Raw genomic sequence first — 26,424 nt, 5'->3', positions numbered from 1 at the left:
GAATGGGACACGGCGAAAAATCGCGCCGAGTGTAGCGTAAAGGCGTGGCAGGTTCAGCCACAAACCGTGCCTCGGCGGGCCGGGCGTCGGGCTGAAGCCACGCTTCCGAAGAGGCCGCCACCGCGTCGCCCGACGGGTAAAATACGGTCAAGTCATGCGGCAGTCCGGCCGCGTCCTCACCTTCCCAACACCATGCGATTCACCGAACAACTGGCTGCCGCCTGGCAGCGCAACAATTCCCTGCTGTGCGTCGGGCTCGACCCCGATCCGGCGCGCCTGCCGGCGTCGTTGACTGGCACGGGCGGGGCGATCTTCTCGTTCTGCCGCGCCATTGTCGATGCGACTGCCGACCTGGTCTGCGCCTTCAAGCCGCAAATCGCCTACTTCGCCTCGCAACGCGCCGAAGACCAGCTCGAGCAGCTCATCAGCTACATCCACGAGGCGTATCCGGGCATCCCGGTCATCCTCGATGCCAAGCGTGGCGACATCGGCTCCACCGCCGAGCACTACGCCAAGGAAGCCTTCGAGCGCTACGAGGCCGACGCCGTTACGGTCAGCCCGTACATGGGTTTCGACTCGATGCAACCGTATCTCGCGCATGCCGACAAGGGCGTGATCGTGCTGTGCCGTACGTCCAACGCCGGCGGCAGCGATGTGCAGTTCCTCGAAACGGGCGGCCGCCCGGTCTACCAGGTTGTGGCCGAGCGCGCGCGCGACGTCTGGAACACCAGCGGCCAGATGGCCCTGGTGGTGGGCGCGACCTTCCCGGAAGAGATCGCCAAGGTGCGCGAGATTGTCGGCGATATGCCGCTGCTGATTCCGGGTGTCGGCGCACAGGGCGGCGATGTGGAAGCGACCGTGCGCGCTGGCCGCACCGCCAATGGCACCGGCATGATGATCAACTCGTCGCGCGCCATCCTGTACGCCAGCAGCGACAGCGATTTCGCCGATGCTGCCCGTAAGGTCGCCCAAGCCACCCGCGACCAGATCAATCAGTTCCGCAACTGATCGACGCTGTCGGTCCGGTTGCGGCGAGAGCGAGGACGCCATGACCACGCACCCGCATCATCCTGCCGCCGGGACCCACCGTGAGGAAACCGGCAAGGACCCGGACCGCAAGCTCGAGAAAGAGCGCGACGATACTCACGAACACGAAAAGACACGTCGCGATCATGACCGCGACCGTCGTCACGAGCACGACCACGAACATCAGCCGGAACACGATCACGACGATCGCCGCCGGCCGGACCATCCCAGCGAGATCTAGATCAGGACTCCGCTGTATCCAGAAAGTCGAGCAAGCCGCGCAGCGCATGCTCGGCGGCCTGCAGGCGAACCTGTTTGCGGTCGCCCTTGAAGTGGCGCGTTTCCACGCGGGTTTGCAGGCGGTTGCTCCAGCCGAAGCAGACCATGCCGACGGGCTTGTCGGGCGTGCCGCCCGTGGGGCCCGCCACGCCGGTAATCGCCACCGCCACCTGTGCGCGGCTGTTGAGCACCGCGCCTTCGGCCATCGCATGCGCCACCGGCTCGCTCACCGCGCCGTGCTCGCGGATCAGCGCCGCCGGCACGCCCAGCATCTGCGATTTGGCCTCGTTCGAATACACGACAAAGCCGCGCTCGAACCACGCAGATGAGCCCGATACGTCGGTGATGGCGGCAGATACCAGCCCGCCGGTACACGATTCGGCGGTCGCCGCCATCAGGCTACGCTTGTGCAGCGTGTCGCCAACCAATTCGGCCAATTGAGCCAGGGCGCGGGTTTCAGCCATTGCAGTACCTTCCGGGCTTCAGACTTCGGACTTCAGAACGAGCGCCACAGCGCAAACACGAGCAGCGTGTAGAACGCCGCCAGGATGTCGTCGACCATCACGCCATAGCCGCCGCGCAGGCCGAAGCCCTTGAGCTTGCGATCGTAATACCGGATGGGTGCGGGTTTGACCATGTCGAAAAAGCGGAACCACAGGAAGGCCGCAAACTGCCCCCCCAGCGTGGTCGGCGAGACAAACGCCAGCACCAGCCAGAATGCGATGATCTCGTCCCACACCATGGCGCCGTGGTCCGCGACACCGAGATCGCGCGACGTGCGCGCGCAGGCCCAAATGCCGATGACAAAGCCGATGGCGGAGATCAGCAGCCAGCCCGGTCCGGAAATCCACCGCGCCAGCACCACGTAGATGAGCCATGCGTACAGCGTGCCCATCGTGCCCGGCATGATGGGCGACAGCCCCGACCCGAAGCCCAGCGCCAGAATGCGCGCCGGATGGCCGAGCATGAAGCGGGCCGTGGGGCGGCGCACTTGCGCCGTCTGGCCGGCTTCGAGCACGACGGATTCAGGCTGGCCCGGTGTGTTGGAAGGCGAGGGGGGCGGGGGGAACGGTGCAGAAGACATCATGATGCGGACGAAAAATGGTCGAAGCTGCCGTGCGTGAACGTAATGGGCGCGCCTTGCCTGTCCACTAGGCGCAACCCAGGTTGGGCGTCGATATGGCCGATGCGGGTGACGGTAACGCCCGCTTGTTTGCCCGCGGCGAGCACAGCGTCGCGCGCCTCGGCGGGCGCGGTGAAGCAAAGTTCGTAGTCGTCACCGCCTGCCAGCGTGCATTGCAACTGGCGGGCTGCGGGTTGCGCGGCCAGCGTTGGCGAACGCGGCACGCGGTCCACGTCGACGGTTGCCCCGACGTGCGACTGGGTGAGGATGTGCCCCAGATCCCCCAACAGGCCGTCGGAGATGTCGAGCGCCGTCCGGGCAATGCCGCGCAATGCCAAGCCGAGCGCGATACGTGGCGTCGGCCTATCCATGCGCGGCTGCACGTGGGCGAGCATCTCTGGCGTCAGCGGCCACTCGTTGCGTAGGGCGCCCAGCGCGAGCCGCGCATCGCCGACAGTGCCGGAGACCCACAAATCGTCGCCTGGCTTGGCGGCATCGCGGCGCAACGCCACCGTGGCGGGTACGTCGCCGAACACCGTCAAGCTGAGCGTGAGCGGCCCGCGCGTGGTGTCCCCACCGATAAGTTCGCAGTGAAAGGCGTCGGCCAGCGCGAGCAAGCCTTCGGAAAACGGTGTGAGCCAAGCCGGATTGGCCTCGGGCAGCGCCAGCGCCAGTGTAAAGGCACGCGGCTCCGCACCCATGGCGGCCAAGTCGGACAGATTGACGGCCAGCGCCTTGTGCCCAAGTGCGCGCGGCTCCGCATCCGGGAAGAAATGGCGGCCGGCGACCAGCATGTCGGTGGAAATCGCCAGTTCGTGGCCGGGGCGCGGTCCAAGCAGGGCGCAGTCGTCACCCACCCCCAGGATGGCGTGACGTGCCGGACGCGTGAAATAACGCCGGATCAGCCCAAATTCGGACAATTCGGCGGGGGGATCAGCGGAGTAGGCGGGCGCGGCGGGCTTGGACACGGCAGCGACGATGGAAAAGAAGGGGTGACCCCGATGGTGCCGTGACAGGACGGTGGAATATTGTAGCGAATGCGCATGGCAGTCCCACCCAAATTCCCGTTGTGAGATCAGTTTTCACTATATAAAATGACGGGCCCAAGGAGGCGGACCGTAATCCCGTGACCCTCATGTGGTTTCCCGGTGGCCCGCTAGATGCGACGGCCGGCGCGTGCGCCGGTCACCCGATACGAGAGACACCTCATGACCACGGTGGATACCCAGCCTCAACAGCCCGCCCGCACGGACGAAGAACTCAAGGCGCAGCAACGCGCCGCCCTGCGTAAAGCCGCGCTGGAGTATCACGAGTTTCCGACCCCGGGCAAGATTTCCGTCACGCCGACCAAGCCGCTGTCGAACCAGCGCGATCTGGCCCTGGCGTACTCGCCCGGCGTGGCCGCGGCCTGCGAAGAAATCGTCGAAGACGTTGCCAACTCGTTCCGCTATACCGCCCGCGGCAACCTCGTCGGCGTGGTGACTAACGGCACGGCTGTGTTGGGCCTGGGCGACATCGGCCCGGAAGCCTCGAAGCCGGTGATGGAAGGCAAGGCCGGCCTGTTCAAGAAATTCGCCGGTATCGATGTGTTTGACATCGAGATCAACGAAAAAGACCCGCAGAAGCTGGTCGATATCATCGCCTCGCTGGAGCCGACCTTCGGCGGCATCAACCTGGAAGACATCAAGGCACCGGAGTGCTTCTTTGTTGAGCGCGAGCTGCGCAAGCGCATGAAGATCCCCGTCTTCCACGATGACCAGCATGGTACGGCCATCGTCGTGGGCGCTGGCATCACCAACGCGCTCAAGGTGGTCGGTAAGGACATCAAGAAGGTCAAGCTGGTGGCTTCGGGCGCGGGCGCTGCGGCGTTGGCCTGCCTGGACCTGCTGGTCGACCTGGGCCTGCCGCGTGAAAACATCTGGGTGACGGACTTGGCGGGCGTGGTCTACGAAGGCCGCACCGAACTGATGGACCCGGACAAGGCCGTGTTCGCGCAGAAGACCGACCTGCGCACGCTGGCTGAAGTCATCGACGGCGCCGACATTTTCCTGGGCCTGTCCGCCGCCGGCGTGCTCAAGCAGGACATGGTCAAGAAGATGGCCGACAAGCCGATCATCTTCGCGCTGGCCAACCCGAACCCGGAAATCCTGCCGGAGTTGGCCAAGGAAGTGCGCCCCGACGTCATCATGGGCACCGGCCGCACCGACTACCCGAACCAGGTCAACAACGTCCTGTGCTTCCCGTTCATCTTCCGCGGCGCGCTGGATGTGGGCGCCACGACCATCACGCGTGAGATGGAAGTTGCCGCTGTGCACGCCGTGGCGGAGTTGGCTCGCCAGGAGCAGAGCGACATCGTCGCCTCGGCCTACGGCATCCAAGACCTCTCGTTCGGCCCTGAATACCTGATTCCGAAGCCCTTCGACCCCCGCCTGATCGTCAAGATCGCGCCGGCCGTGGCGCAGGCCGCCATGCTCTCGGGCGTGGCACAGCGCCCGATCGAAGACATGGACGCCTACCGCCAGCATCTGCAGCAGTTCGTCTACCACTCGGGCACGCTCATGAAGCCGATCTTCTCGGCTGCTCGCAAGGTGCCGATGGAGAACAAGCGCATCATCTTTGCCGAGGGCGAGGAAGAGCGCGTGCTGCGTGCCGTGCAGATCGTTGTCGATGAAAAGCTTGCCAGCCCGATCCTGATCGGCCGCCCGGCGGTCATTGCCCATCGCATCGAACGCTTCGGCCTGCGCCTGCGCGAGGGTGCGGACTTTACCGTGGTGAACCCCGAGCACGATGAGCGCTTCCGCGACTACTGGGAAACGTATTACAAGCTGATGGCCCGCAAGGGCGTGACGCCGCAGTACGCGAAGCTGGAAGTGCGCCGCCGTTCGACGCTGATCGGCGCCGTCATGATCCACAAGGGCGAAGCCGACGGCATGATTTGCGGCACGGTCAGCACCACCGCTGCGCACCTGCGCTACATCGATCAGGTCATCGGCGGCACGAACTGCGTGTACGCCGCTATGAACGGTCTGGTCCTGCCTGGCCGTCAGATCTTCTTGACGGATACGCACGTCAACGTCAACCCGACCGCCGAGCAACTGGCCGAAATCACCATCATGGCCGCCGAAGAGCTGTGCCGTTTTGGTATTAAGCCGAAGGTTGCGTTGATGTCGCACTCGAACTTCGGTTCGTCGGAGGCGCCTTCCGCTGTCAAGATGCGCGAAACGCTGGCCATCCTGCGCGAACGTGCCCCGAATCTCGAAGTGGATGGCGAGATGCACGGCGATGCCGCACTCGACGAGAAGCTGCGTGATGCGCTGGTGCCGGACTCGACGCTCAAGGGTGAGGCCAACCTGTTGGTCATGCCCAACATCGACGCCGCCAACATCGCCTACAACCTGCTGAAGGCGGCCGCCGGCAACAACATCGCCATCGGCCCGATCCTCCTGGGCGCCAAGAAGCCGGTGCATATCCTCACGCCGTCCGCCACGGTGCGACGCATTCTCAACATGACGGCGCTGACCGTCGCGGATGCGGCGGCACAAGCGCAGCGCTGATCGACACTGCACCAAAAAGGGAGCGCACGATGCTGCGCTCCCTTTTTTTGTTCACTAAGTGTGCGTGTGCTTACATTTGTTCTATCTCAATCGTGGCGTCATAAACCCCTTCAAGGCTGTGCCGCCGGTTGATTGTTGTCATCGATGAGCGTACCCTTACGGGCTGAAGGGGTGCTTCTGAGCACATGAGGTCCGTACCAGGCCAGACGCGGTTTAAGGAAGCGGTTTTCCATGCACACGTCTGACCAAGTCGCCTCGATTGGTGCGCGCAATTTGCTGGCGGAAGGATTCCCCAAGTCTTCGGCAGTCGCCCGACTTGTCATTTTCCCGCAAGCTTTTACGCATTGAGCCGCTTCGCTTTTCAGCTGCAAACCGGCCGTCCGTTCTTCATTGGATGGCCACCTGCGCTTGTGACCTGCGCCGGTCTGTCCGGCTGGCGCGATTCTCCCGTTAGGGCCTGCTGATGACAAAGCGACTTGGAGCGTGGATCGGCCGCTCCGTATCTCAGGCAGTGGCGCGTGGCGCGCTGGCAGCAACGCTTGCGCTGGCCGTGGTCGGCTTGCCTGCCAACGCGGTTGCCCGGGACACCACCGGCATGTCTGCCGTCGTGGGAACCATTCGCTCAGCAGACTTGCCCAATGAGGCGCAGCGCACGCTGGCGTTGATCGAGCAAGGCGGCCCGTTCCCATATGGGAAAGATGGCACCACGTTCGGCAACTATGAGCGACGTTTGCCAGCACAGCGGCGCGGGTACTACCACGAGTACACCGTCAAGACGCGGGGGGCGCGCAACCGGGGTGCCAAGCGCATCATTTGCGGCGGCGATCAGCAGGCGGCCAACGACTGCTACTACACGGAAGATCACTACAACAGTTTTCAACGGATACAGCGATGACGACCAACATGTTTGGGCTGGACGACTCGCTCACCGCACGCGATGAGCGCGTGGCCCGCGAGGTGTGGCACAAGGCGCAGAATCTGTACGATGGCGTGGTCGGGATGCAATCCCTCGGCGCACGCATCGGCGGCGCGGCCAAGTTGCCCCAGAACGCGCCGCAAAATGCACCGCATAACATCATGACGCAGGACATCACCAAGACGGACGACGACGGAGCTCGTGAAGACGCCATGAACCTGTTCAAGACGGTGCGTCCGAATATCGTGCAATCGATCCGCGCGTTCCGGGTGGCGGATCTGGCGGAATCGGCGGCAAGCCTCGGTCAGCATTTTCTGTATGCGAACTGTGCGGCTGCCACTACCAAGAGCGAAGTGCTCGACGTGATCGCGCGCGAATTCCTGTTCCCCAAGCACTTCGGCAAGAACTTCGACGCGCTGGCGGATTGCCTGACCGACATGATCTACAAGGCTGGCCCGCAGCCGGGTTTCGTGATCGTGCTCGAGGGCCTGCCGTGCCAGCCGAAGTTTGACAAGGAAGCGCGCGAAGTGCTGCTCGACGTGTTCCGCGATGCGGCTGAATTCTGGGCCGAACGCAAGGTGCAGTTCCGCGTGTTCTACTCGTTCGCGTGAAGTTGTGCGCCGCCGATTGAGCGGCGTTGAAATGAAAAAGCCCGCAATTGCGGGCTTTTTTTTGCGTTTGGCGAACCGACCGCGTCTCAGGTCGCACGCTTGTTGCGGCGAATGCGGTCAAACCAGACCGCCAGCAGCAGAATGCCACCGCGGATCAGGTACTGATAGAACGTCGGCACATTCATCAGGCTCATCGCGTTTTGCACGGAGCCCATGATCAGCACGCCGACCAGCACGCCGGACACCGTCGCCACCCCGCCCGTCAGCGAGACGCCGCCCAGCACGCAGGCGGAAATCACGCCAAGCTCCAAGCCGACCGACGTTTTCGGGTCGCCCAGGCTCATGCGCGAGGCCAGCATCACGCCGGCAAAGCCCGTCACCAGGCCTTGCAGCACGAACACAGTGATCTTGATGCGCGTGACTGGCAAACCGGCCAGCAGGGCCGCCTCCTCGTTGCCGCCGACGGCGAGCACGTTCTTGCCGAAGACGGTTTTCTTGAGCAGGAAGCCGAACAGCACGAAGCCGATGATGTTGCTCCAGATCGGGTAGGAGATGCCGAGGAAGGCGCCGCCACCCAGGTCGAAGAAGCTTTCTTCCGAGATCATCACCGCGTCGCCGTTGGAGGTGATGTAGGCGAGGCCGCGTACGACTTCCATCATGGCCAGCGTGACGATCAGCGAGTTGATCTGATAACGCGCGACCAACACGCCGTTGACCAGGCCGACCAAGCCGCCTGCCAGCACGCCCGCCGTCACCCCGAGCGTCACGCTGTGTGTGGCAGTGATGAGCGTGGAGGCGACCACGCCCGCAAACGCGACGATGGACGCGACGGACAAGTTGACCTCGCCGAGCGCGAGCACGAACATCATCGTCACCGAGATCGAGCCGATGAGCGTGACGGAGAGCAGCAGGCCCTGGATATTGCGGCTGCTGAGAAAGCCCGGCACCGTGAACGCGAGCGCGGTGAACAGCAAGAGGAACACCAGCACGATGCCTGACCGGTTGAGCAGCTCCCAGGTGAGGGCGGCGCGGCCGGGCATGCCCGAGGATGCCAGTGGCGGACCGCCCGCCACGGATTCGGTGGATTGCGTTTGCATAGGATCGGTTTCCATGAGTGACGCGCTTTAGCGCGGCAGTGCGAGTTTGATGAGCGTGTCGGGCGAGGCTTGCTCGCGGGGCAGATCCCCGACGATGCGGCCTTCTTTCATGACGACGATACGGTCGGCCACGCCAATGACTTCAGCCAAGTCACTCGACACAACGATGACCGTGCGTCCGGCTTCGGCCAGGCTGTAGAGCAGGCTGTAGATCTCGCTGCGGGCCCCCACGTCGATGCCGCGTGTGGGCTCGTCCATCAGGAAGACGTCGATGTCTTCAGCCAGCCAGCGCGAGAGGATCACCTTCTGCTGATTGCCGCCGGAGAGCTTGCCGATGGGCGTTTCGCCATTGCGCGTTTTGATGGCGAGCTTGTCGATGAACGTCTTCGTGGTCTGCGATTCCTGCCGGTTGTTCAGCACGTTGAAACGGCTGAAGTGGCGCCGGCAGCTGATGTTCAGGTTGTCGGATACCGAAGCGATGGCAACGATGCCCTCTTGTTTGCGGTCTTCGGGGCAGAGCGCCACGCCGGCACGCACGGCTTCGCGCGGCGTATTGAACTGCACGCGCTTGCCTTTGAGATGGACTTCGCCGGCGGTCGGTTTGACTGCGCCGTAGAGCAGCTTCATCAATTCAGAACGTCCCGCACCGACCAGCCCGAAGAAGCCGACGATCTCGCCCGCGCGGGCGGTGAACGAGGCCGGCTCGCGCAGGCCGGGGCCCATCAGGCCGCGCACGTTGACCTGCACATCGCCGAGTGGACGTGCCCGGTAGCCGTACACGTCTTGGATGTCGCGGCCGACCATGCCGCGGATCAACCGTTCGCGGTCGAGACCCGCGCCGGCGTCAAACGTGTCGATGCGCCGGCCGTCACGGAACACGGTGACGCGGTCGCACAACTCGTACACCTCTTCCATGCGGTGGGTGACGTAGATGACCGCGCGGCCTTCGGCACGGAGTGCGCGGATGATGCGGAACAACTGTTGCGTCTCGCGCGAGGACAGCGAACTCGTCGGCTCATCGAACGCAATGACGCGCGCGTCGCGCATCAGCGCCTTGCCGATTTCGATCATCTGCCGCTGGCCGATCGACAGCTGCTTGACCGGCTGATTCGGATCGAGTTTTTCGCCGAGCCGTTCCAGCTCGCGCAGAGCGCGGGCGATCAGCGTTTTCTCGTCGAGCACGCCAAAGCGGTTGGGCAGCGCGCCGAGCATCAGGTTTTCGGCCACCGTCAGTTCGGGCACGAGGTGCAGTTCCTGATAGATGATCGCGATGCCCGCCGCGATGGCCGCGCGCGTGCTCGTGAACTGCTGCGGCACGCCGTCGAGCGACAGCGTGCCGGCTTCCGGTTGATTCACACCCGACAGCACCTTGAGGAGCGTCGACTTGCCGGCGCCGTTCTCGCCCATCAGGCCGTGCACTTCACTGCGGCGAATGTCGAGCGAGACGTGGTCGAGCGCCAGCACGCCGGGAAAGCGCACGGTGATGCCGTCGAGCTTCAGATAGGCATCGTGTGGGGCACCATCGGGCGCGCCGGCTTCATCAAGTGATAGGACTGTCATCGATTGCTCTTTGCGGATGCGCGTGGGCGCGGGTGGTTGCTACGAACCGGCCCGCGCCACGCGTTGCATCAAATGCCCAGTTCCTTGCGTACATCCTGCCAGTTGCTGCGCGTCATCAGCTTGCCGGTGGTTTGCGTGTCGGCCGGCGGTTGCTTGCCGCCCTTGATCCAATTGACGAGGTTGGCGGCGCTGTCCTTGCCATGGTTGGTCGAACTCACTGCGATCGTGCCGAAGAAGCCGGTCGGTTCTTTGCGCTGGAATTCGGCAAACGCCTCGCCGGCGCCGTTGATGCCCACGCCGATCACGTCGGCTGCGGGAATCTTCAACTGCTCGGTCGCGCGCACGCCGCCCAGCACGGTTTCCTCATTGAGCGCGAAGATCACCCACTTCTTGATATTCGGATGCTGCGCCAGCACCGGCGACGCGGCATTGAAGCCGCCCGCGTCATCGGTGGTCTTTTGCGGCGCGTCGAAGATGTTCTCTTTCTTGAAGCCGCCGGCCAGCAGCGTTTGCGTGGCGCCGTCGGTGCGCAGCTTGGCGGTCGGCAACTCGTAGTTGGTGATGCGCAGCGCGCCGACTTCCTCTGGCTTCCAGCCGCGGCGCTTCATCTCGTCTGTGATGGCCTGGCCGACCTGGTTGCCGATCTTGAATGCCGACATGCCGAGGTGCGGCACGTTGGCCAGCGGCTTGCCGGACGAGTTGACGAGCTGGTCGTCCACGGTGACGAATTTCATGTCGTACTTCTTGGCACGGGCGGAGATGGCCGGTCCCAAACGCACATCGGGCGCGCAGATAACGAAGCCCTTGGCGCCTTGCGCGCCGAGGTTGTCGATGGCGGACAGCACCTTTTCGCCATCGGGCGTGCCGATGTTCACGACCGAAAAGCCGTCCTTCTTGCCGAGGTCGGTGGCGGCCTTTTGCTCGTTGATGAACCACGCCTGCTCGGGCATCTTGACCAGGAAGCCGATCTTGAGCGGCTCGTCGGCATGGGCGGGCAGGCTGGCGGCGAGCGGCCCCAGGCACATGGCGGCAGCGAGGGCAGATAGGGTCAGCCGGCGAAGTTTGCGTTGCATGGTTTGTCTCCTCGTTGGTATGGCTCTAGTGGCACTACGTAAATGGGTGGCGGGTTTCAGGGCTCAAACGGTTCGACCAGATGGCGCCGGCCGAGCAGCATGGCGTCGGCAACGTGCTGCAGGGGGCGGACATCCACGTCGCTCTCGCCTGCGGCGATGAGTTCCAGAAAGCGGGCGTACAGGCTCGGGTATTCGCGCTCCGGGCCGACGTCGATTTCCGCGCCGTCGATGGTCAAATGCTTGCCGCCTTGAGCGAGCCGCAATGCGCCATCGCGCGTGGTGACGTCGATCTGCCAGAGCTCACCGGCGTCATGGCGCCAGTCGAATTCCGCTTGGATGTCGGTGCCGTGGATATCGGTAAAGGCGAGGTTGGCGGCGATCGGCGTTTGCTGATTGGCAGGCACCCACAGGTCGGCGGACTTCAGGAAGAACGCCTGCGGCAACACGCGCGTCAGGATCGACAACGCGTTGATGCCGGGGTCGAACACGCCCAGCCCGCCCGGCTCCCAGATCCATGCCTGGTTTGGGTGCCAGCGGCGCACGTCTTCTTTCCACTGCACGTTGACGGATACGATGGACTGGCTCGCCAGCCACGTGCGTGCCGCTTCAACGCCGGGTGCGTGACGCGAATGCCAGGACGCGAACAGTGAGCAACCATGCTGCTGTGCCAGCTCCGCGAGGATCGCGACCTCCGACACGCTCGCACCCGGGGGCTTTTCCAGCATCACGTGCTTGCCTGCGGCGAGTGCAGCACGGGCCTGCGCAAACCGCACCTGCGGGGGCGTGCACAGGGAGACAGCGTGCAACGCAGGCTCGACCGCCAACATCGCTTCGAGCGTGGTGTAGTGCGTCAGACCTTCGACGCGCGAATGCGGGCTCGCGCAGGCTGCAAGCCGGAACCCGGGCTCGGCGGCCAGTGCGGGCAGATGCTGGTCGCGTGCGATCTTGCCGACGCCGACAATGCCGATGGCGACTGGTGTGGTTTCGCGGCGCATGATCAGCGGCCCCAACGCAACACCAGCGGGTCGAGCCGCCGGGCAATGTCGATCAGTTGTCGCCGTGTGTCCGGATGCATCGGCGGCAACGGGTGGCGCGAGGCCTCGCAGGCAATCACGCCGCCTTCCTTCATCAGCGCCTTGGCGGTCAGGATGCCGCCCTGGCGGTTCTCGTGGTTAATGAGCGGCAGCCAACATTGATACCGCTCGAACGCCAGATCGAGCTGCCCTTGGGCGTGTGCCTCGATGATCGGCCGGATGCCATCGGGAAACCCGCCGCCCGTCATGCTGCCCGTGGCACCGGCATCCAGATCGGCCAACAGCGTGATGGCTTCTTCGCCATCCCACGGGCCTTCGATGGCATCGCCGCCCAGGCGGATCAGCTCACGCAGCTTGGCGGCCGCGCCAGCGGTTTCCATCTTGAAGTACGACACCTGCTCGATCTCGCGGGCCATGCGCGCGAGGAAGGCGGGCGACAGCACCGTGCCGCTGGCCGGCGCGTCCTGGATCATGATCGGAATATCGATGGCGTCGGACACGCGTGCGAAGAACTCGTAGATTTGCGGCTCGGGCACGCGGAAGGTGGCGCCGTGGTAGGGCGGCATCACCATCACCATGGCGGCGCCCATGTCCTGCGCCCGGCGGCTGCGTTGTGCGCAGACCTGCGTGCCGTAGTGCGAGGTGGTGACGATCACGGGCACGCGGCCGGCGACGTGTTCGAGCGCGGTGCGGGTGAGCACTTCGCGCTCGTCGTCGGCCAGCGAGAACTGCTCGGAAAAATTGGCCAGGATGCACAGGCCATCCGAGCCGGCATCGATCATGAAATCGATGGCGCGCTTCTGGCTGGCGAGGTCGAGTTCGCCGGTTTCAGTGAACGTGGTGGGTACCACGGGAAAGATGCCCTGATAGCGCGGCTTGTTGTGGCGGGTCATGGAATCTGTGAGGTCGGAAAGTCAGCAGAAGCGGTTGCGGTTCAGTGCGCGGGCCGCGTCGTCAGCAGGGCACGCACGACAAACGACATCACCACGGCAAACACGAGCGCAGCGGCGAGGAAGTACAGGCCGGCAGACAGGCTGCCCGTGGCGTTCTTGATAAGGCCAATGCCATAGGGGCCGATGTAGCCGCCCAGGTTGGCCAACGAGTTGATGGTCGCGATCCCCACTGCGGCGCTCGCGCCAGTCAGGAACTGCCCCGGCAACGCCCACACCACGGCCTGAATCGAATAGGCCGCGAATGCGAACAGGCAGAGGCAGGCCAGTTGCAGCACGGGCGTTTGCGCCCACGCGCTGGCCGCCATGCCGAGCGCAGCGAGTGCCGACAGGATGGCGATATGCCAGTAGCGCTCGCCGGTGCGGTCCGAATGGCGCGGCACGAGGAACAAGCCCACCACGGCAAACAGATAGGGCACTGCCGACAGCAAACCCGTGGTGGCATCGCTCACACCAAACTGTTTGATGATGGTCGGCAGCCACAGCGAGAGGCCGTAGATGCTCATCGGAAACGGCAGAAACAGCAGTGCCAGCATCAGCACGCGCATGTCCTTGAGTGCCTTGAGCGGGCTGCCGTGCGATTTCAGCGCATAGGCGGCGTGGTCTGCGGCCAGCTCACGCTCGATCCAAGCGCGGTCGGCCGCAGGCAGCCAGCGTGCGTGCGCGGGGGATTCCGGCAGGATACGCAGCGTCGGCAAGCACAGCAGCGTGGCCGGCAGACCGCTGAGTACAAACAGCGTTTGCCAATTCGACATGCCGAAGAACCCCGGCAACGACAGCAGCCACCCCGCCATGGGCCCCGTGATGATGAGCGCGATGGGCTGCGCCAGCACCAGCAAGCCGACGATGCGCGCACGGTGGCGCATCGGAAACCACTTGGTCAGGAAGTACAGAATGCCCGGATACAGGCCGGCTTCCGCCGCACCCAGCAGAAAGCGCAGCACATAGAAGCTGATGGGGCCGCTGGTCAGCGCCATGGCCATGGTGATGACGCCCCAGGTGAAGAGGATGCGCGCAAACCAGCGGCGCGCGCCGAAGCGTTCCAGCGCCAGATTGCTCGGCACCTCGCACAGGAAGTAGCCGATGAAGAACAACCCCGCACCCAACCCGTAGGCCGCGTCGCCGATACCAACAGCCGCATTCATGTGCAGCTTGGCGAAGCCGACCACGGAGCGGTCGATGTAGGCCACCACGTAGATCAGCGCGAGGAATGGCATCAGCTTGCGCGTGAGCAGGCTGATGATGCGTTGCTCCTGCGATGCGTCGCCCGAAGCCGGAACGGCGCCTGCGGTCTGGGAGATTTCCATCTGTCTCGCCTCCCGCTCAGTGCGAGTGGCGCGGCACAGCGGCGCCGCGGCATCCGACCAGGAAGTCGAGGTCGCAACCTTCGTCGGCCTGCAACACGTGGTTCACGTACAGGCGCTGGTAGCCACCTGCCTCGCCGTGCGAACGCTGCGGCTGGTAGGCCGCCAGGCGCTGCGCGAGTTCTTCGGGGCTGATGTCCAGGTGTAGCGTGCCGGCCTCGCAGTCGAGTTCGATCCAGTCGCCGTCCTGCACCGCGGCCAGTGGGCCACCGGACGCCGCTTCGGGCGCCACGTGCAGCACGACCGTGCCGTAGGCCGTGCCGCTCATGCGCGCGTCGGAAATGCGCACCATGTCTTTCACGCCCTGGCGCAGCAGCTTGGGCGGCAAGCCCATGTTGCCGACCTCGGCCATGCCCGGGTAGCCCTTCGGCCCACAGTTCTTCATCACCAGAACGGAGCTGGCATCCACCTCCAGGCTTTCGTCGACGATGCGTTCCTTGTAGTGCTCCAGGTTTTCGAAGACGACGGCGCGGCCGCGATGCTTGAGCAACTCGGGGCTCGCCGCAGACGGCTTGAGCACCGCACCGCGCGGCGCCAGATTGCCGCGCAACACGCGAATGCCGCCATCGTCGATCAGCGGATTGCTCAGCGGGCGGATCACTTCGTCGTCGGTGATGGGTGCGGTTTTCACGTTGTCCCACAGCGTCTTGCCGTTGACGGTCAGCGCATCGGGATGCGGCAGCAGGTTCGCCTCGCCCAGGCGGCGCAGCACCGCGGGCAGGCCACCGGCGTAATAGAACTCCTCCATCAGGAAGCGGCCCGAAGGCATCAGGTCGACGATGGTCGGTGTGTCTTTGCCGATGCGCGACCAGTCTTCCAGCTCCAGCGGCACGCCGATGCGCCCGGCAATCGCCTTGAGGTGGATGACCGCGTTGGTCGATCCGCCAATCGCAGCGTTGGCGCGGATGGCGTTTTCAAACGCAGCGCGCGTGAGGATCTTCGACAGCGTCAGTCCCTGCAGCGCCATCTCGACGATGCGGATGCCGGACATATGCGCCAGCACGTAGCGCCGCGCATCCACTGCGGGAATCGCCGCGTTGTGCGGCAGCGAGGTGCCGAGCGCCTCGGCCATGCAGGCCATGGTGGACGCCGTGCCCATCGTGTTGCACGTGCCGGCCGAGCGTGACATCCCCGCTTCCGCCGACAGGAAATGATGCAGATCGATCTCGCCCGCCTTGAGCGATTCGTGCAGCTGCCACACGGCCGTGCCTGAGCCGATGTTCTTGCCATCGAGCTTGCCGTTGAGCATGGGCCCGCCCGTCACCACGATGGCCGGCACGTCGCAGCTGGCCGCGCCCATCAGTAGGGCAGGGGTGGTCTTGTCGCAGCCGGTGAGCAGCACCACCGCGTCGATCGGGTTACCGCGAATCGCTTCTTCCACATCCATGGCCGCGAGGTTGCGCGTGAGCATGGCCGTCGGGCGCAGGTTCGACTCGCCGTTGGAGAACACCGGAAACTCCACCGGAAACCCGCCCGCCTCGTAAATGCCACGCTTGACGTGCTCGGCCAGTTTGCGGAAGTGCGCGTTGCACGGCGTGAGCTCCGACCACGTGTTGCAGATGCCGATGATGGGGCGACCGTCGAATTCATGATCGGGAATGCCCTGGTTCTTCATCCAGCTCCGATACATGAAGCCGTTCTTGTCGGCAGTGCCGAACCATTGGGCCGAGCGCAGCTTGCGTTTTGTTTCCGACATGGGTGCGTGTGACGGACGCAGGCGAGCGCTAGGCATGCGCACCGACCGGCTGCGTGGCAGGTCGCCGCGCGGCACGTCCGTTGTCTCCGGTGTGGTTGTGGTTTTGATCGGCCCGAGTGTACGGAGCGGCCTGATATCCTTCCAATGAAATATTGGTCTTCATTGATATCCAATCCGGTATCTCAGGGAAACCCCCATGTCGAATTCCAGCCCGTGGTATGTGCGTGCGCGCTTGAAGACGCGGCAATTGCTGCTGCTGATTGCGCTGGCCGAGGAAGGCAACATCCACCGTGCGGCGGCGGTGCTCAACATGACGCAGCCGGCGGCCTCCAAGCTGCTACGCGAGCTGGAAGCGATGCTGGATGTGCCGCTGTTCGAGCGCATGCCGCGCGGCATGCGGCCCACGCGTTACGGCGACGCGCTGATCCGCCACGCGCGCGCAGTGGTCGGCAGCCTGAATCAGGCGCAGGAAGAGGTGCTTGGGCTCAAGGCCGGCCATCTCGGCCACGTGGCGGTCGGCACCATCACCTCACCGGGCGTGCGACTGCTGCCGCCGGTGGTGGCACAGGTCACGCGCGAGCACCCGGGTTTGCGCGTCTCGCTGGAAATCGAGAACAGCAATGTGCTGCTGGAGCGACTCGCACAGGACAAACTCGACCTCGTCATCGGCCGGCTGTTTGCTGAGCACGACAAGCTGCACCTGCGTTACGAGCCGCTTGCCGACGAGCCGGTCGTGGCCGTCGCGCGGCCGGGGCATCCCTTGCTGGCAGAGCCGACGCTGACCCTGCACGACGTACAAGCCGCCACGTGGGTGGTGCCGCCCATCGGCAGCGTGCTACGCCACCGGTTTGACCTGATGTTCCAGCGAGCCAGCCTCACGGCGCCGACCAGCGTGGTGGAAACCTCCGCGCTGCTGTTTCTCACGCGCATCCTGCAGCAGAGCGACATGCTGGCCGTGATCGGCGTGGATGTCGCGCAGTACTACGCGTCGTATCGCATGGTGGAAATCCTGCCGCTGGCGATGCCCTGCCAGATGGACGACTTCGGCATCATCACGCGCACCGATCGGCTGCTGTCGCCGGCCGCCATGCATGTGGTGGAGGCGCTGCGCACGGCGGGGCGCACGGCCTACGACAGCCAGGGCTGATCCGGCGCCCGTCGGACATCGGAAACGAAAAGAGCCCGCAATTGCGGGCTCTTCAACATGACATGGCAGCGAGTGCGCTCAGGCAGCCGGCAGCGCACCTTGCGGCGTGAGATGGTTCACAGCTTCCGGCAGACCTTCGGCGAGCTGGTTGGCGAGATCGCTTTCGTTGATCCCGAAGCTGGACGCCAGTTTCGACACTTCTTCCAGCGCGCCCGTGCCGCTTAGCGCTTGCGTGATCTGCTCGCCGGACACCGGCAGGTTTTGGCCGTTGCCGATCCACGATTTGACCTGCTCGCCCAGACCGGCCTGCTCCAGGATCTGCTGCAGCGGGCCGAGACCGCCTGCCGCCGCCTGATCTGCGTTACCGCCGCCACCGCCGAGCAACCCGCCGAGCACGCCGCCAAGGCCGCCGGCACCGCCCAGCAGGCTGCCGAGCGCGCCGGCTCCACCTGCGGCGCCGAGCAGACTACCTAGCGAACCAAACAGGCCGCCGTCTTGCTCTTGCTGCGGTTGGGCACCGTTGCCGGCGTCTGGCGTTTTGCCGTGCTTCATTGCCAGATAGGCCAGCACGCCCACGGCGAGCAGCACTTTCTTGTTGCCCAGCAACGACGATTGCGCGCCGCTGGCGTCATTGCCGCCGCCGAGGATGGAATCGAGTAGACCCATGATGAAGCTCCTATGGTCAATGGCGGGACAGGGATAGGCGCCCGCCGGGGGATCAAACGGTCAGTGTTGCGTTGTCAGAACACAGAACTCAAAACTCGCCGAGCACGGCGTGCAGCGCGGACACGGCCACGAGCGCCGCCGATTCCGTTCTCAGAATACGTCGCCCGAGTGTCAACGGTAAGAAACCGGCGGCTTCGGCCAGCGCTTCCTCGTCGGGGGAGAGCCCGCCTTCGGGGCCGATCAGCAGGACGATGCCGCGGGCTTCAATCCGCTCGCGCGACTGCACGGCCCATTGCGTGAGCGATTGCGTGCCGCGCGGTGACAGCAACACGCGCGGCACGTCGGTCGCGTTCGTTGATTCGGCGCCCGCCAGCCATTCGCGCAGCGTGGCAATGGGTGCGACAGCCGGCACGCGTGCGCGGCCGCATTGCTCGCAGGCGGCCTGCACCAGCGCTTGCCAGTGCTGCACGCGCTTGGCGGCGCGCTCGCCGGAGAGTCGCACCACGGCGCGTTCGGTCTGCAGCGGAGCGATGGCGTGCACGCCCAGCTCCACCGATTTCTCGATCAGCCAATCCATCTTGTCGCCGCCGGCAATGCCCTGAGCGAGCGTGATGGCGTAGCGCGCCTCGGTGTCGGGCTGCGTCGCATCCGTCAGGCTGGCGGTGGCGTCGCGCTTGTTGATGGCATCCAGGCGGGCGCGGAACTCATTGCCGGAGCCATCGAACAGGCAGACCTCGTCGCCCGTGGCCAGGCGCAGGACATGGATATGGCGTGTGACGGCCTCCGGCAGCGCGATGGTCGTGTGCGGGGCGAGTGGGGTATCGACGTAAAAGCGGGGGAGCCCCATTACAGCAATCCTTATGGTGAATCGGGTGGGGCGATCAGGCGGCGGGCGCAGGCCGGCAGGCGAGACCCCAGCGGTAGCCGTCGGGGTCGCGCACGGCGGCGTAGCGCTCGCCCCAGAAGGCGTCGTGCGGCGCCATGATCGACGTGGCGCCCTGGTCGAGCGCCTGCTGGTAGGCGGCGTCGACGTCGTCGCAATACAGGTGGAAGCTCTGCGGGCATTCAAAGCCCGCACCGGCCGGGGCCTTGGCGGTGGAGCCGAATACGCCCTCGGGCGCGAACATCAGCATGAGCTGGCCTTGGTAGGTCATCTCGACGTGGATCGGCCGGCCGTGGTCGTGCACTTCGTCCTGTACCGCAAAGCCGAACGCGTTGCGATAGAAGCCGATGGCGGCGGACGCGTCGCGCACCGTCAGGTAGGGGACGAGCCACGGGGTATTGGCGGGGCGGGGGAAGCTCATGGCGGGCTCTTGAAATAGGAAAACGCCGGACGATTAGTGTAGAGCGCTTGCCACGCCACAATCAAAAAGAAATCAAAACACCTCGCCCGGCGCCTGTAGATTGCGCGCGCGGCCGGCACCGCGCGCCACTTCGTCGATGAGCCATTGCCGGAACAGCGCAAAGCCCGCGTGCTCCACGGCTTCGCGCGGGTGGATGAGGTAGTACGACAGCCGTAGCGAGGCCTCCGTCGCCAGGGGCCGCACCAGGCGCCCGGCGGCGATGTCGTATTCCACGAGGATGCCCTGGCCGAGCGCCACGCCCTGGCCGTCAATGGCGGCTTGCAGCGCCATCAGCGCTTCGGAGAACGCCGGCCCGCGTGTGGCGTCGATCTGGCGTACCCCCACCTCGTCGAGCCATTGCTGCCACGTCGGGTGATGTGCGAGGTGGCGTCCGCCGCGCTCGTGCAGCAGGGTGTGCGCAGCCAGGTCTTGCGGCATGCGAATCGCCGCTTGCATGGCGGCATTGCACACGGGGAAGAAATCGGTGGAGGTGAACCATTCGACGCGCAGGTTGGGCGCATTGATCTGCCGATCGTCGATGCAGAGGTCGAACTGGCCGTGGTCTTGCACGTCGGCGGTCGAGACCTCGACGCGCACATGTGGGTGCTGGTTGAAGAAGCGGTACAGGCGCGGCACCAGCCATTTGGCGCCGAAGGTTGGCGGCACGGCCACGCGCAATGGCGTGTCGGCGGTGTCCATCAGCAGGTCGGTGGCCTGTTCCAGCGCACGCAGGGCGTCGCGCACGCGGGGGAGGTAGTTCTCGCCGGCGTCCGTCAGCGTGAGCTGGTTGTTGCGGCGCGCGAAGAGCTTCTTGCCGAGATGATCTTCGAGCTGTTTGATCTGGTGGCTGACGGCGGCGTTGGTCACGCAAAGCTCGTCGGCGGCCCGGCTGAAGCTCAGGTGGCGGCCCGCAACTTCAAAGACGCGCAATGCGTTAAGGGGAGGTAGGCGTCTCGCCATGCGTTCTCGTTAAGAAAAATTTAACGTACCGCGAAGAATTTGTAGTTTGCCACGTTCTGCACACTGCAACTACAAATGCGCCTGGGGACGGTTTGCACTCGCCTGGTGTCTGCCTCCAGCGATCTCCATCCACGCGACGCGCCGGCCCCGCCTACAAAAACATTCAGGAGACGTCATGAATCGAACCACCGCTGTTCGCGGGATGCTGGCGTGCGGCCTTGCGCTCGCTGGCTGGACCGCTCCCGCCCTCGCACAAACCAACGTCACGCTGTACGGCCGCGTCGCCAGCGGCATCGACTACCAGAACAACGTCGCCCCCACGGCGACCGCGCCGGGCGGCAGCCTCTGGCGCGCCGCTGACAACCAGTGGGGGACCAGCATGTTCGGGTTCATGGGCAAAGAGGACCTGGGCGGTGGTTTGCAGGCCGTCTTCCGCCTGGAATCCGGCTTTGGCGCCGCGCAGGGTAAAACCAACGGGGATGCGCTCTTCAACCGGCGTTCGTACGTTGGCCTGTCCAGCCCCAGCTGGGGCACGCTGACCGCCGGTAAGAACCTCTTCATCAGCAACGACGTCTGGTTCCTCGACCCGACTGGCCAACAGTTCATCGGCTCCGCCACGCTGGTGCGCGGCCGCAACTGGCAAGGCGCCAACAACATCGTCGAATACCAGAGCCCCACCTGGGGCGGCTTCCAGTTCGGCCTGCAGACCGGCCTGGGCGAACAGCCTGGCTCCTTCACCAATAGCCGCCGCGATGGCGTGTCCGCCGTCTACACCGCCGGTCCCGTGGAAGTGCGCGCGATCTATGACGTGATCCGCGACGCCAACGGCAAGTACACCGACATCTTCAACTTCTCGAAGGAAGCGACGGTGGGCGGCACGTTCACCATCGGCAAGGCCAAGCTGTTTGCGGTGTACGAGAACCTGTCTGCACCCGATGCCCCGGTCGGTGCACCGACCAAGGCCAACCACTATTGGCTGGGCGTGAACTACGAGCTGACGCCAGCGCTTACGCTGATCGGCGCCGCCTACCGCGTCAACGTGAACCACGGCGGCGGCAACGCCAACCTGTTCATGGCCGGCGCCAACTACAACCTGTCCAAGCGCACGCTGTTGTACGCGAGCGTGGGCACGGTGCAGAACAGCGCCAACGCCAATTTCTCGGTGGAGGCGACCAACAACAACCCGGCGCCGGGCAAGAACCAGCTGGGGGCGTACACCGGCATCGTCCACTCGTTCTAACGCCCCCCGGGCCCACTCCCAAGCAATGCCACGCATGAACATCCTCACCATCGATACGGGTACCACCAACACGCGCGTCACCGTGTGGCGTGATGACGTTGCGCTCTGCCAGGCCGCGCGCCAGGTCGGGGTGCGCGACACCGCCATCACCGGCAACAAAACGACGCTGCAGCGCGGCGTGCAAGACACCATTGAAGCCGCGCTGCAGAAGGCCGGTTTCGGCATGAACCAGGTCGACCTGGTGCTGGCCTCCGGCATGATCACCTCCAACGTGGGGCTGCACGAGGTGCCGCACCTGACTGCGCCGGCCGGCCTGCGCGATCTGGCGGCGGGGATGGTGCAGGCGAGCATCGCCGAGGTGTGCGACAAGCCGATCTGGTTTGTGCCGGGCGTGCGCAATCCGGTGGACAACCTGGGCCTGCACAACATCGAGTCGATGGACATGATGCGTGGCGAAGAGGTGGAGACCATGGGGTTGGTCTCGCGCCTGGGCATCACGGAACCGGCGGTGATCGTGCTGCCGGGCTCGCACTCGAAGTTCGTGCATCTGGACGCCGACCAGCGCATCACCGGCTGCGTGACGACGCTGGCCGGCGAACTGCTCCACGTGATCACGCACAACACCATCCTGGCGGATTCGCTGGACTCCGACTTCGCCACGGAAGTCGATCCGGAGATGTTGCTGGCCGGTGCGCGCAGTGCCAGCAGCATCGGCCTAGGGCGTGCCTGCTTCATGGTGCGCACGCTGGGCCAGTTCACGATCTACGAACGCAATGCGCGGGCCAACTTCTTGCTGGGCGCGGTGCTGGGCGCGGATCTGCTCACGCTCAAGAACAGCAGCGCGATCCGCATGAACCCGGGCACGCAGTTCGTCATCACGGGCAAGCCGTTGCTGCGTGAGTCGCTGGCCGTGCTGGTGTCGGACGACGATTTCTTCTCCGGCAAGGTCACCGTGACGAGCAATGAACAGCAGGAACACCTGGCCGGCAGCGGCGCGATTGCCATCGCCCGCGAGCGTGGTTTGGTGAAGACGTTGAAGGCGGCGTAAGCCCAGTGCTGGCGCGGCCAAACCGATTTATCCACAACGGTTATCCACAGCAGTTGTCCACAGTGGTTATCCACAGCAAAACAGGTGTCGCCAAGACGACATCACAAGGAGACAAGATGAACCAACAACGACGCGGTACGTTTAAAGCCATCGCAGCTGCCACGCTGTTCGCCATGGCCGGCGGCTTTTCGGTGTTTGCCCATGCGGCGGACGACGTGAAGATCGGCTTCCTGGTCAAGCAGCCGGAAGAGCCCTGGTTCCAGGATGAATGGAAGTTCGCCGACCAGGCCGCCAAGGAGAAGGGCTTCAAGCTGGTGAAGATCGGCGTGCCCAGCGGTGGCGAAGTGCTGACCGCTATCGATAACCTCGGCGCGCAGCACGCGCAGGGTTTCGTGATCTGCGTGCCGGACGTGAAGCTCGGCCCGGCGGTGGTGGCCAAGGCCAAGCAGAACAACCTCAAGCTGATGACGGTGGATGACCGCCTGGTCGACGGCGCCGGTAAGCCGATCGAGTCGGTGCCGCACATGGGGATCTCGGCCACGAAGATCGGCGAGCAGGTGGGCGACGCCATCGCGCAGGAGATGAAGAAGCGCGGCTGGAACCTGTCGGAAGTCGGCGCCATCCGCATTGCGTACGACCAACTGCCGACCGCCAAGGAGCGCACCGACGGTGCCGTCGCGGCGCTCACCAAGGCGGGCTTCCCGGCCGCCAACGTGCTGACCAGCCCGCAGGCCAAGACGGATACCGAAGCCGCCTTCAACGCCGCCAACATCACGCTCACCAAGAACCCGAAGTTCAAGCACTGGATTGCGTTCGGCCTGAATGACGAAGCGGTGCTGGGTGCCGTGCGCGCAGCGGAAGGCCATGGCGTGAAGCCGGCGGACATCATCGGTGTGGGCATCGGCGGCAGCCAGTCGGCACTCAACGAATTCGCCAAGCCCGAGAAGACCGGCTTCTTCGGCACCGTGCTGATCAGCCCGAAGCGTCACGGCTACGAGACCTCGGTGAACATGTACGAGTGGATCAAGGCCAACAAGGCGCCCGAACCCCTCATCCTCACCAGCGGCCGCCTGATGACGCGCGACAACGAGAAGCAGGTCCGCCAAGAGATGGGTTTGTGATCTTGCGGACAACGTTGTTGAAGGAGACTTGCCATGTCGGCGTTTCTTGAGTTTCGTGGCATCAGCAAGGTGTTTCCGGGTGTGCGGGCGCTGTCCGATGTGTCGTTCGGCATCGAATGCGGCCGCGTGCACGGCTTGCTGGGCGAGAACGGCGCGGGCAAGTCGACGCTGTTGAAGATCCTCGGCGGCGATTACCAGCCGGATGGCGGGGAGATCGTCGTCGAGGGCAAGCCGACCGCGTTCCCGACCACGCGGGCGGCGCTGGCGGCGGGCATTGCGGTCATCCACCAGGAACTGCAGACGGTGCCCGAGCTGACGGTGATGGACAACCTGCTGCTCGGCCACCTGCCGGCCAGCGGCGGGTTTATCCGCCAGCGGGAGGCGATGGCCTGGACGCGCGAACAGCTCGGCCGCATCGGCGTGGATCTGGACCCGCGCGCCAAGCTGAAGCATCTGTCGATCGGCCAGCGCCAGATGGTCGAAATCTGTAAGGCGATCCTGCGCGATGCGCGCGTGATTGCGCTGGATGAGCCGACGAGTTCGCTGTCGATCCGCGAGACCGACATCCTGTTCCGTCTGGTGAAAGACCTGCGGGCGCAGGGCCGGGCGCTGATCTACATCTCGCACCGGCTGGATGAGATTTTCGAGCTGTGCGACGGCTGCACGATCTTCCGCGATGGCCGCAAGGTGGCGGATTTTCCGGCGATGGCCAATGTCACGCGTGACGAGCTGGTGGCGCAGATGGTCGGTCGCCAGATCGACGACATCTTTGACTACCGCGCGCGGCCGCTCGGTGAAGTGCGCTTGCAAGTGGAGGGCCTGATGGGCCCGAAGCTGGCGGAGCCGGCGAACCTGTCCGTACGGCGTGGTGAGATCGTCGGGCTGTTCGGGCTGGTGGGTGCAGGGCGCTCGGAACTGGCGCGTCTTATCTACGGTGCCGATCGCAAGACCGCCGGCAGCATCGCGCTGGACGGCGCGCCGATCCGCATCTGCGATGTGGCCGACGCCATCCGCCAAGGCATCGTGCTGTGCCCGGAAGACCGCAAGGAGGAAGGCATCATCGGCTGCCGCTCGGTGTCGGAGAACATCAACATCAGTTGCCGGCGCAACCAGCGCCGCTTCGGTTTGTTCGTCAACGACAAGCAGGAAGCGAGAACCGCTGATCACTACATCAACCGGCTGCGCATCAAGACGCCCAACCGCGAGCAGCCGATCCGCCTGCTGTCGGGCGGCAACCAGCAGAAGGCCATTCTGGCGCGCTGGCTGGCGGAAGACGACATGCGCGTGCTGATCATCGACGAGCCCACGCGCGGCATCGATGTCGGTGCCAAGAACGAGATCTACCAGGTGCTGTACGAGCTGGCCGAACGCGGCGTGGCCGTGCTGATGATCTCCAGCGAATTGCCGGAGATCCTCGGCGTGGCCGACCGCGTGCTGGTGATGAGCGAAGGCCGCATCGCCGGAGAACTGCCGCGCGAGCAGGCAAACGAACAGGCTGTGCTCAAGCTGGCACTGCGTCCTGAATCTGCGCCGCTGCCGTCCGCACCTTTGCCGCCGCTGGCTGCATGAGAACCCCGGAGTCCAAGATGTCCCAGTCTCAACGTTTGCAACATGCCGACGCCCTGGCTGCGTCGGCCCCGAATAACACAACTGCGTCTATGAACAAAACGCGCCTCCTTCGCCTGCTGGACGATTTCAGCCTGCCGCTGATTTTCGCCATCCTGTTTGCCGCGTTGTCGTTCTCGGTCGAGTACTTCTTCTCGTGGCAGAACATGGTGGGCTTGGCGCTCTCCGTCTCGCAGATCGGCATGGTGGCCTGCACCATGATGTTCTGCCTGGCCTCGCGCGACTTTGACTTGTCGATTGGCTCCACCGTGGCATTTGCCGGCGTGCTCTGCGCGATGATCATCAACGCGACCGGCAGCATCGCGCTGGGCATTGGCGCCAGTCTGGTGGCGGGGGCGGTCATCGGCGGCATCAACGGTTTCGTGATCGCCAAGCTGAAGATCAATGCGCTGATCACCACGCTGGCCACGATGGAAATCGTGCGCGGGCTGGCCTTCATTGCCTCGCATGGACAGGCGGTGGGCGTGGCCGATATGTCCTTCTTCGATCTGGGCAACACCATCGTCTTTGGTGTGCCGACGCCGGTGTGGGTGGCGGGGCTGTGCTTCGTGGTGTTTGGCGTGCTGCTCAACAAGACGATCTACGGGCGCAATACGCTGGCGATTGGCGGCAACCCGGAAGCGGCGCGTCTGGCGGGCGTGAACGTCAACATGACGCGCATCGTCATCTTCCTGATTCAGGGCGTGATTGCCGCGCTGGCCGGCGTGATTCTGGCGGCGCGCATCACCAGCGGCCAACCGAATGCGGCGCAGGGCTTTGAGCTGAACGTGATCTCGGCCTGCGTGCTGGGCGGTGTGTCGCTGCTGGGCGGCCGCGCCACCATCAGCGGGGTGCTGGTCGGCGTGCTGATCATGGGCACCGTGCAGAACGCGATGAACCTGCTGAACATCGACGCGTTCTATCAGTACCTCGTGCGCGGCGCGATCCTGCTGGCAGCGGTGCTGGTGGACCAATTGAAGAATCGCGGTGGTCGGGATTGAGGACGCAGAG

25 protein-coding genes are annotated in these 26,424 nt (G+C 64.8%); 11 read left to right on the top strand and 14 right to left on the bottom strand.

Annotation, left to right across the window (positions count from 1 at the left end; genetic code table 11):
- Nucleotides 1-192 precede the first annotated feature (192 nt).
- Both pyrF and ACS7SF_RS06155 read left to right on the top strand, forming a co-directional pair.
- Nucleotides 193-1,008, top strand: coding sequence for an orotidine-5'-phosphate decarboxylase (gene pyrF / locus ACS7SF_RS06160; RefSeq protein ID WP_439892164.1), 816 nt, complete (start codon nucleotides 193-195; stop codon nucleotides 1,006-1,008).
- A 40-nt stretch (nucleotides 1,009-1,048) separates the two neighbouring features.
- Nucleotides 1,049-1,267 (top strand): metal transporter, encoded by a 219-nt coding sequence (locus ACS7SF_RS06155; RefSeq protein ID WP_439892163.1) that lies wholly within the window; start codon nucleotides 1,049-1,051, stop codon nucleotides 1,265-1,267.
- A gap of 1 nt (nucleotide 1,268) precedes the next feature.
- Here the strand turns inward: ACS7SF_RS06155 and ACS7SF_RS06150 are convergent, their stop codons facing one another.
- Genes ACS7SF_RS06150 through thiL form a run of 3 tightly spaced genes read right to left on the bottom strand, consistent with a single transcriptional unit; the run spans nucleotide 1,269 to nucleotide 3,396 of the window.
- A complete protein-coding gene (locus ACS7SF_RS06150; RefSeq protein ID WP_439892162.1) occupies nucleotides 1,269-1,769 on the bottom strand; it encodes a CinA family protein in 501 nt (166 codons plus the stop codon).
- Nucleotides 1,770-1,801: 32 nt separating this feature from the next.
- Nucleotides 1,802-2,392 (bottom strand): phosphatidylglycerophosphatase A family protein, encoded by a 591-nt coding sequence (locus ACS7SF_RS06145; protein ID WP_439892161.1) that lies wholly within the window; start codon nucleotides 2,390-2,392, stop codon nucleotides 1,802-1,804.
- A complete protein-coding gene (gene thiL / locus ACS7SF_RS06140) occupies nucleotides 2,389-3,396 on the bottom strand; it encodes a thiamine-phosphate kinase (protein WP_439892160.1) in 1,008 nt (335 codons plus the stop codon). Before thiL ends, ACS7SF_RS06145 begins: the two co-directional genes overlap by 4 nt.
- 240 nt (nucleotides 3,397-3,636) lie before the next feature.
- Between thiL and ACS7SF_RS06135 the strand changes: the two genes are divergently transcribed.
- The 3 genes from ACS7SF_RS06135 (at nucleotide 3,637) to ACS7SF_RS06125 (ending at nucleotide 7,509) form a co-directional block, all read left to right on the top strand.
- Nucleotides 3,637-5,982 (top strand): NADP-dependent malic enzyme, encoded by a 2,346-nt coding sequence (locus ACS7SF_RS06135; RefSeq protein WP_439892159.1) that lies wholly within the window; start codon nucleotides 3,637-3,639, stop codon nucleotides 5,980-5,982.
- A gap of 463 nt (nucleotides 5,983-6,445) precedes the next feature.
- Nucleotides 6,446-6,877 (top strand): ribonuclease, encoded by a 432-nt coding sequence (locus tag ACS7SF_RS06130; RefSeq protein WP_439892158.1) that lies wholly within the window; start codon nucleotides 6,446-6,448, stop codon nucleotides 6,875-6,877.
- Nucleotides 6,874-7,509, top strand: coding sequence for a barstar family protein (locus ACS7SF_RS06125; RefSeq protein ID WP_439892157.1), 636 nt, complete (start codon nucleotides 6,874-6,876; stop codon nucleotides 7,507-7,509). Before ACS7SF_RS06130 ends, ACS7SF_RS06125 begins: the two co-directional genes overlap by 4 nt.
- Nucleotides 7,510-7,595: 86 nt before the next feature.
- Here the strand turns inward: ACS7SF_RS06125 and araH (ACS7SF_RS06120) are convergent, their stop codons facing one another.
- From araH (ACS7SF_RS06120) to ACS7SF_RS06090, 7 genes are all read right to left on the bottom strand, one after another.
- The gene (gene araH / locus ACS7SF_RS06120) at nucleotides 7,596-8,606 is read right to left on the bottom strand and encodes an L-arabinose ABC transporter permease AraH (RefSeq protein WP_439892156.1); all 1,011 of its coding nucleotides are present in this window, start codon (nucleotides 8,604-8,606) and stop codon (nucleotides 7,596-7,598) included.
- Between the two features lie 27 nt (nucleotides 8,607-8,633).
- Nucleotides 8,634-10,166, bottom strand: a complete 1,533-nt coding sequence (gene araG / locus ACS7SF_RS06115; RefSeq protein WP_439892155.1) for an L-arabinose ABC transporter ATP-binding protein AraG — start codon at nucleotides 10,164-10,166, stop codon at nucleotides 8,634-8,636.
- 68 nt (nucleotides 10,167-10,234) lie between these two features.
- Entirely contained in the window at nucleotides 10,235-11,239 is a 1,005-nt protein-coding gene (locus ACS7SF_RS06110; RefSeq protein ID WP_439892154.1) for an arabinose ABC transporter substrate-binding protein, read from the bottom strand.
- A 56-nt stretch (nucleotides 11,240-11,295) separates the two neighbouring features.
- Entirely contained in the window at nucleotides 11,296-12,234 is a 939-nt protein-coding gene (locus ACS7SF_RS06105; RefSeq protein ID WP_439892153.1) for a Gfo/Idh/MocA family protein, read from the bottom strand.
- Between the two features lie 2 nt (nucleotides 12,235-12,236).
- A complete protein-coding gene (locus tag ACS7SF_RS06100; protein WP_439892152.1) occupies nucleotides 12,237-13,166 on the bottom strand; it encodes a dihydrodipicolinate synthase family protein in 930 nt (309 codons plus the stop codon).
- Nucleotides 13,167-13,207: 41 nt separating this feature from the next.
- Nucleotides 13,208-14,530: an MFS transporter gene (locus ACS7SF_RS06095; protein WP_439892151.1), complete on the bottom strand. Its 1,323-nt coding sequence runs from the start codon at nucleotides 14,528-14,530 to the stop codon at nucleotides 13,208-13,210.
- A gap of 16 nt (nucleotides 14,531-14,546) precedes the next feature.
- A complete protein-coding gene (locus ACS7SF_RS06090) occupies nucleotides 14,547-16,283 on the bottom strand; it encodes an IlvD/Edd family dehydratase (protein ID WP_439892150.1) in 1,737 nt (578 codons plus the stop codon).
- A 196-nt stretch (nucleotides 16,284-16,479) separates the two neighbouring features.
- Between ACS7SF_RS06090 and ACS7SF_RS06085 the strand changes: the two genes are divergently transcribed.
- Nucleotides 16,480-17,430, top strand: coding sequence for a LysR family transcriptional regulator (locus ACS7SF_RS06085; RefSeq protein WP_439892149.1), 951 nt, complete (start codon nucleotides 16,480-16,482; stop codon nucleotides 17,428-17,430).
- Nucleotides 17,431-17,508: 78 nt separating this feature from the next.
- On the opposite strand, the gene ACS7SF_RS06080 is transcribed toward ACS7SF_RS06085, so the two are convergent.
- From ACS7SF_RS06080 to gcvA, 4 genes are all read right to left on the bottom strand, one after another.
- Nucleotides 17,509-18,096 (bottom strand): YidB family protein, encoded by a 588-nt coding sequence (locus ACS7SF_RS06080; protein WP_439892148.1) that lies wholly within the window; start codon nucleotides 18,094-18,096, stop codon nucleotides 17,509-17,511.
- A gap of 88 nt (nucleotides 18,097-18,184) precedes the next feature.
- Nucleotides 18,185-18,943 carry a 16S rRNA (uracil(1498)-N(3))-methyltransferase gene (locus tag ACS7SF_RS06075; protein ID WP_439892147.1) on the bottom strand — a complete coding sequence of 253 codons (759 nt, stop codon included), beginning with the start codon at nucleotides 18,941-18,943 and terminating at the stop codon, nucleotides 18,185-18,187.
- Nucleotides 18,944-18,977: 34 nt separating this feature from the next.
- Complete coding sequence (locus tag ACS7SF_RS06070) at nucleotides 18,978-19,400, bottom strand: VOC family protein (RefSeq protein ID WP_439892146.1); 423 nt, start codon at nucleotides 19,398-19,400, stop codon at nucleotides 18,978-18,980.
- Nucleotides 19,401-19,472: 72 nt separating this feature from the next.
- Complete coding sequence (gene gcvA / locus ACS7SF_RS06065; RefSeq protein WP_439892145.1) at nucleotides 19,473-20,399, bottom strand: transcriptional regulator GcvA; 927 nt, start codon at nucleotides 20,397-20,399, stop codon at nucleotides 19,473-19,475.
- 175 nt (nucleotides 20,400-20,574) lie between these two features.
- Here gcvA and ACS7SF_RS06060 point away from each other — a divergent pair, with 175 nt between their 5' ends.
- The 5 genes from ACS7SF_RS06060 to araH (ACS7SF_RS06040) all read left to right on the top strand — a co-directional run bounded on the left by ACS7SF_RS06060 (nucleotide 20,575) and on the right by araH (ACS7SF_RS06040) (nucleotide 26,414).
- The gene (locus tag ACS7SF_RS06060) at nucleotides 20,575-21,639 is read left to right on the top strand and encodes a porin (protein ID WP_439892144.1); all 1,065 of its coding nucleotides are present in this window, start codon (nucleotides 20,575-20,577) and stop codon (nucleotides 21,637-21,639) included.
- Between the two features lie 34 nt (nucleotides 21,640-21,673).
- Nucleotides 21,674-22,687: a 2-dehydro-3-deoxygalactonokinase gene (locus ACS7SF_RS06055; protein ID WP_439892143.1), complete on the top strand. Its 1,014-nt coding sequence runs from the start codon at nucleotides 21,674-21,676 to the stop codon at nucleotides 22,685-22,687.
- A 116-nt stretch (nucleotides 22,688-22,803) separates the two neighbouring features.
- Nucleotides 22,804-23,808 (top strand): arabinose ABC transporter substrate-binding protein, encoded by a 1,005-nt coding sequence (locus ACS7SF_RS06050; RefSeq protein ID WP_439892142.1) that lies wholly within the window; start codon nucleotides 22,804-22,806, stop codon nucleotides 23,806-23,808.
- Between the two features lie 33 nt (nucleotides 23,809-23,841).
- Nucleotides 23,842-25,377, top strand: a complete 1,536-nt coding sequence (araG, locus tag ACS7SF_RS06045) for an L-arabinose ABC transporter ATP-binding protein AraG (RefSeq protein ID WP_439892141.1) — start codon at nucleotides 23,842-23,844, stop codon at nucleotides 25,375-25,377.
- Between the two features lie 17 nt (nucleotides 25,378-25,394).
- Nucleotides 25,395-26,414 (top strand): L-arabinose ABC transporter permease AraH, encoded by a 1,020-nt coding sequence (araH, locus tag ACS7SF_RS06040; protein ID WP_439892140.1) that lies wholly within the window; start codon nucleotides 25,395-25,397, stop codon nucleotides 26,412-26,414.
- The last annotated feature ends 10 nt before the right edge of the window (nucleotides 26,415-26,424 follow it).

This window comes from Ralstonia sp. 25C (assembly GCF_051904805.1).
Lineage (GTDB): Bacteria > Pseudomonadota > Gammaproteobacteria > Burkholderiales > Burkholderiaceae > Ralstonia.
This window is presented reverse-complemented; position numbering and strand designations above follow the sequence as displayed.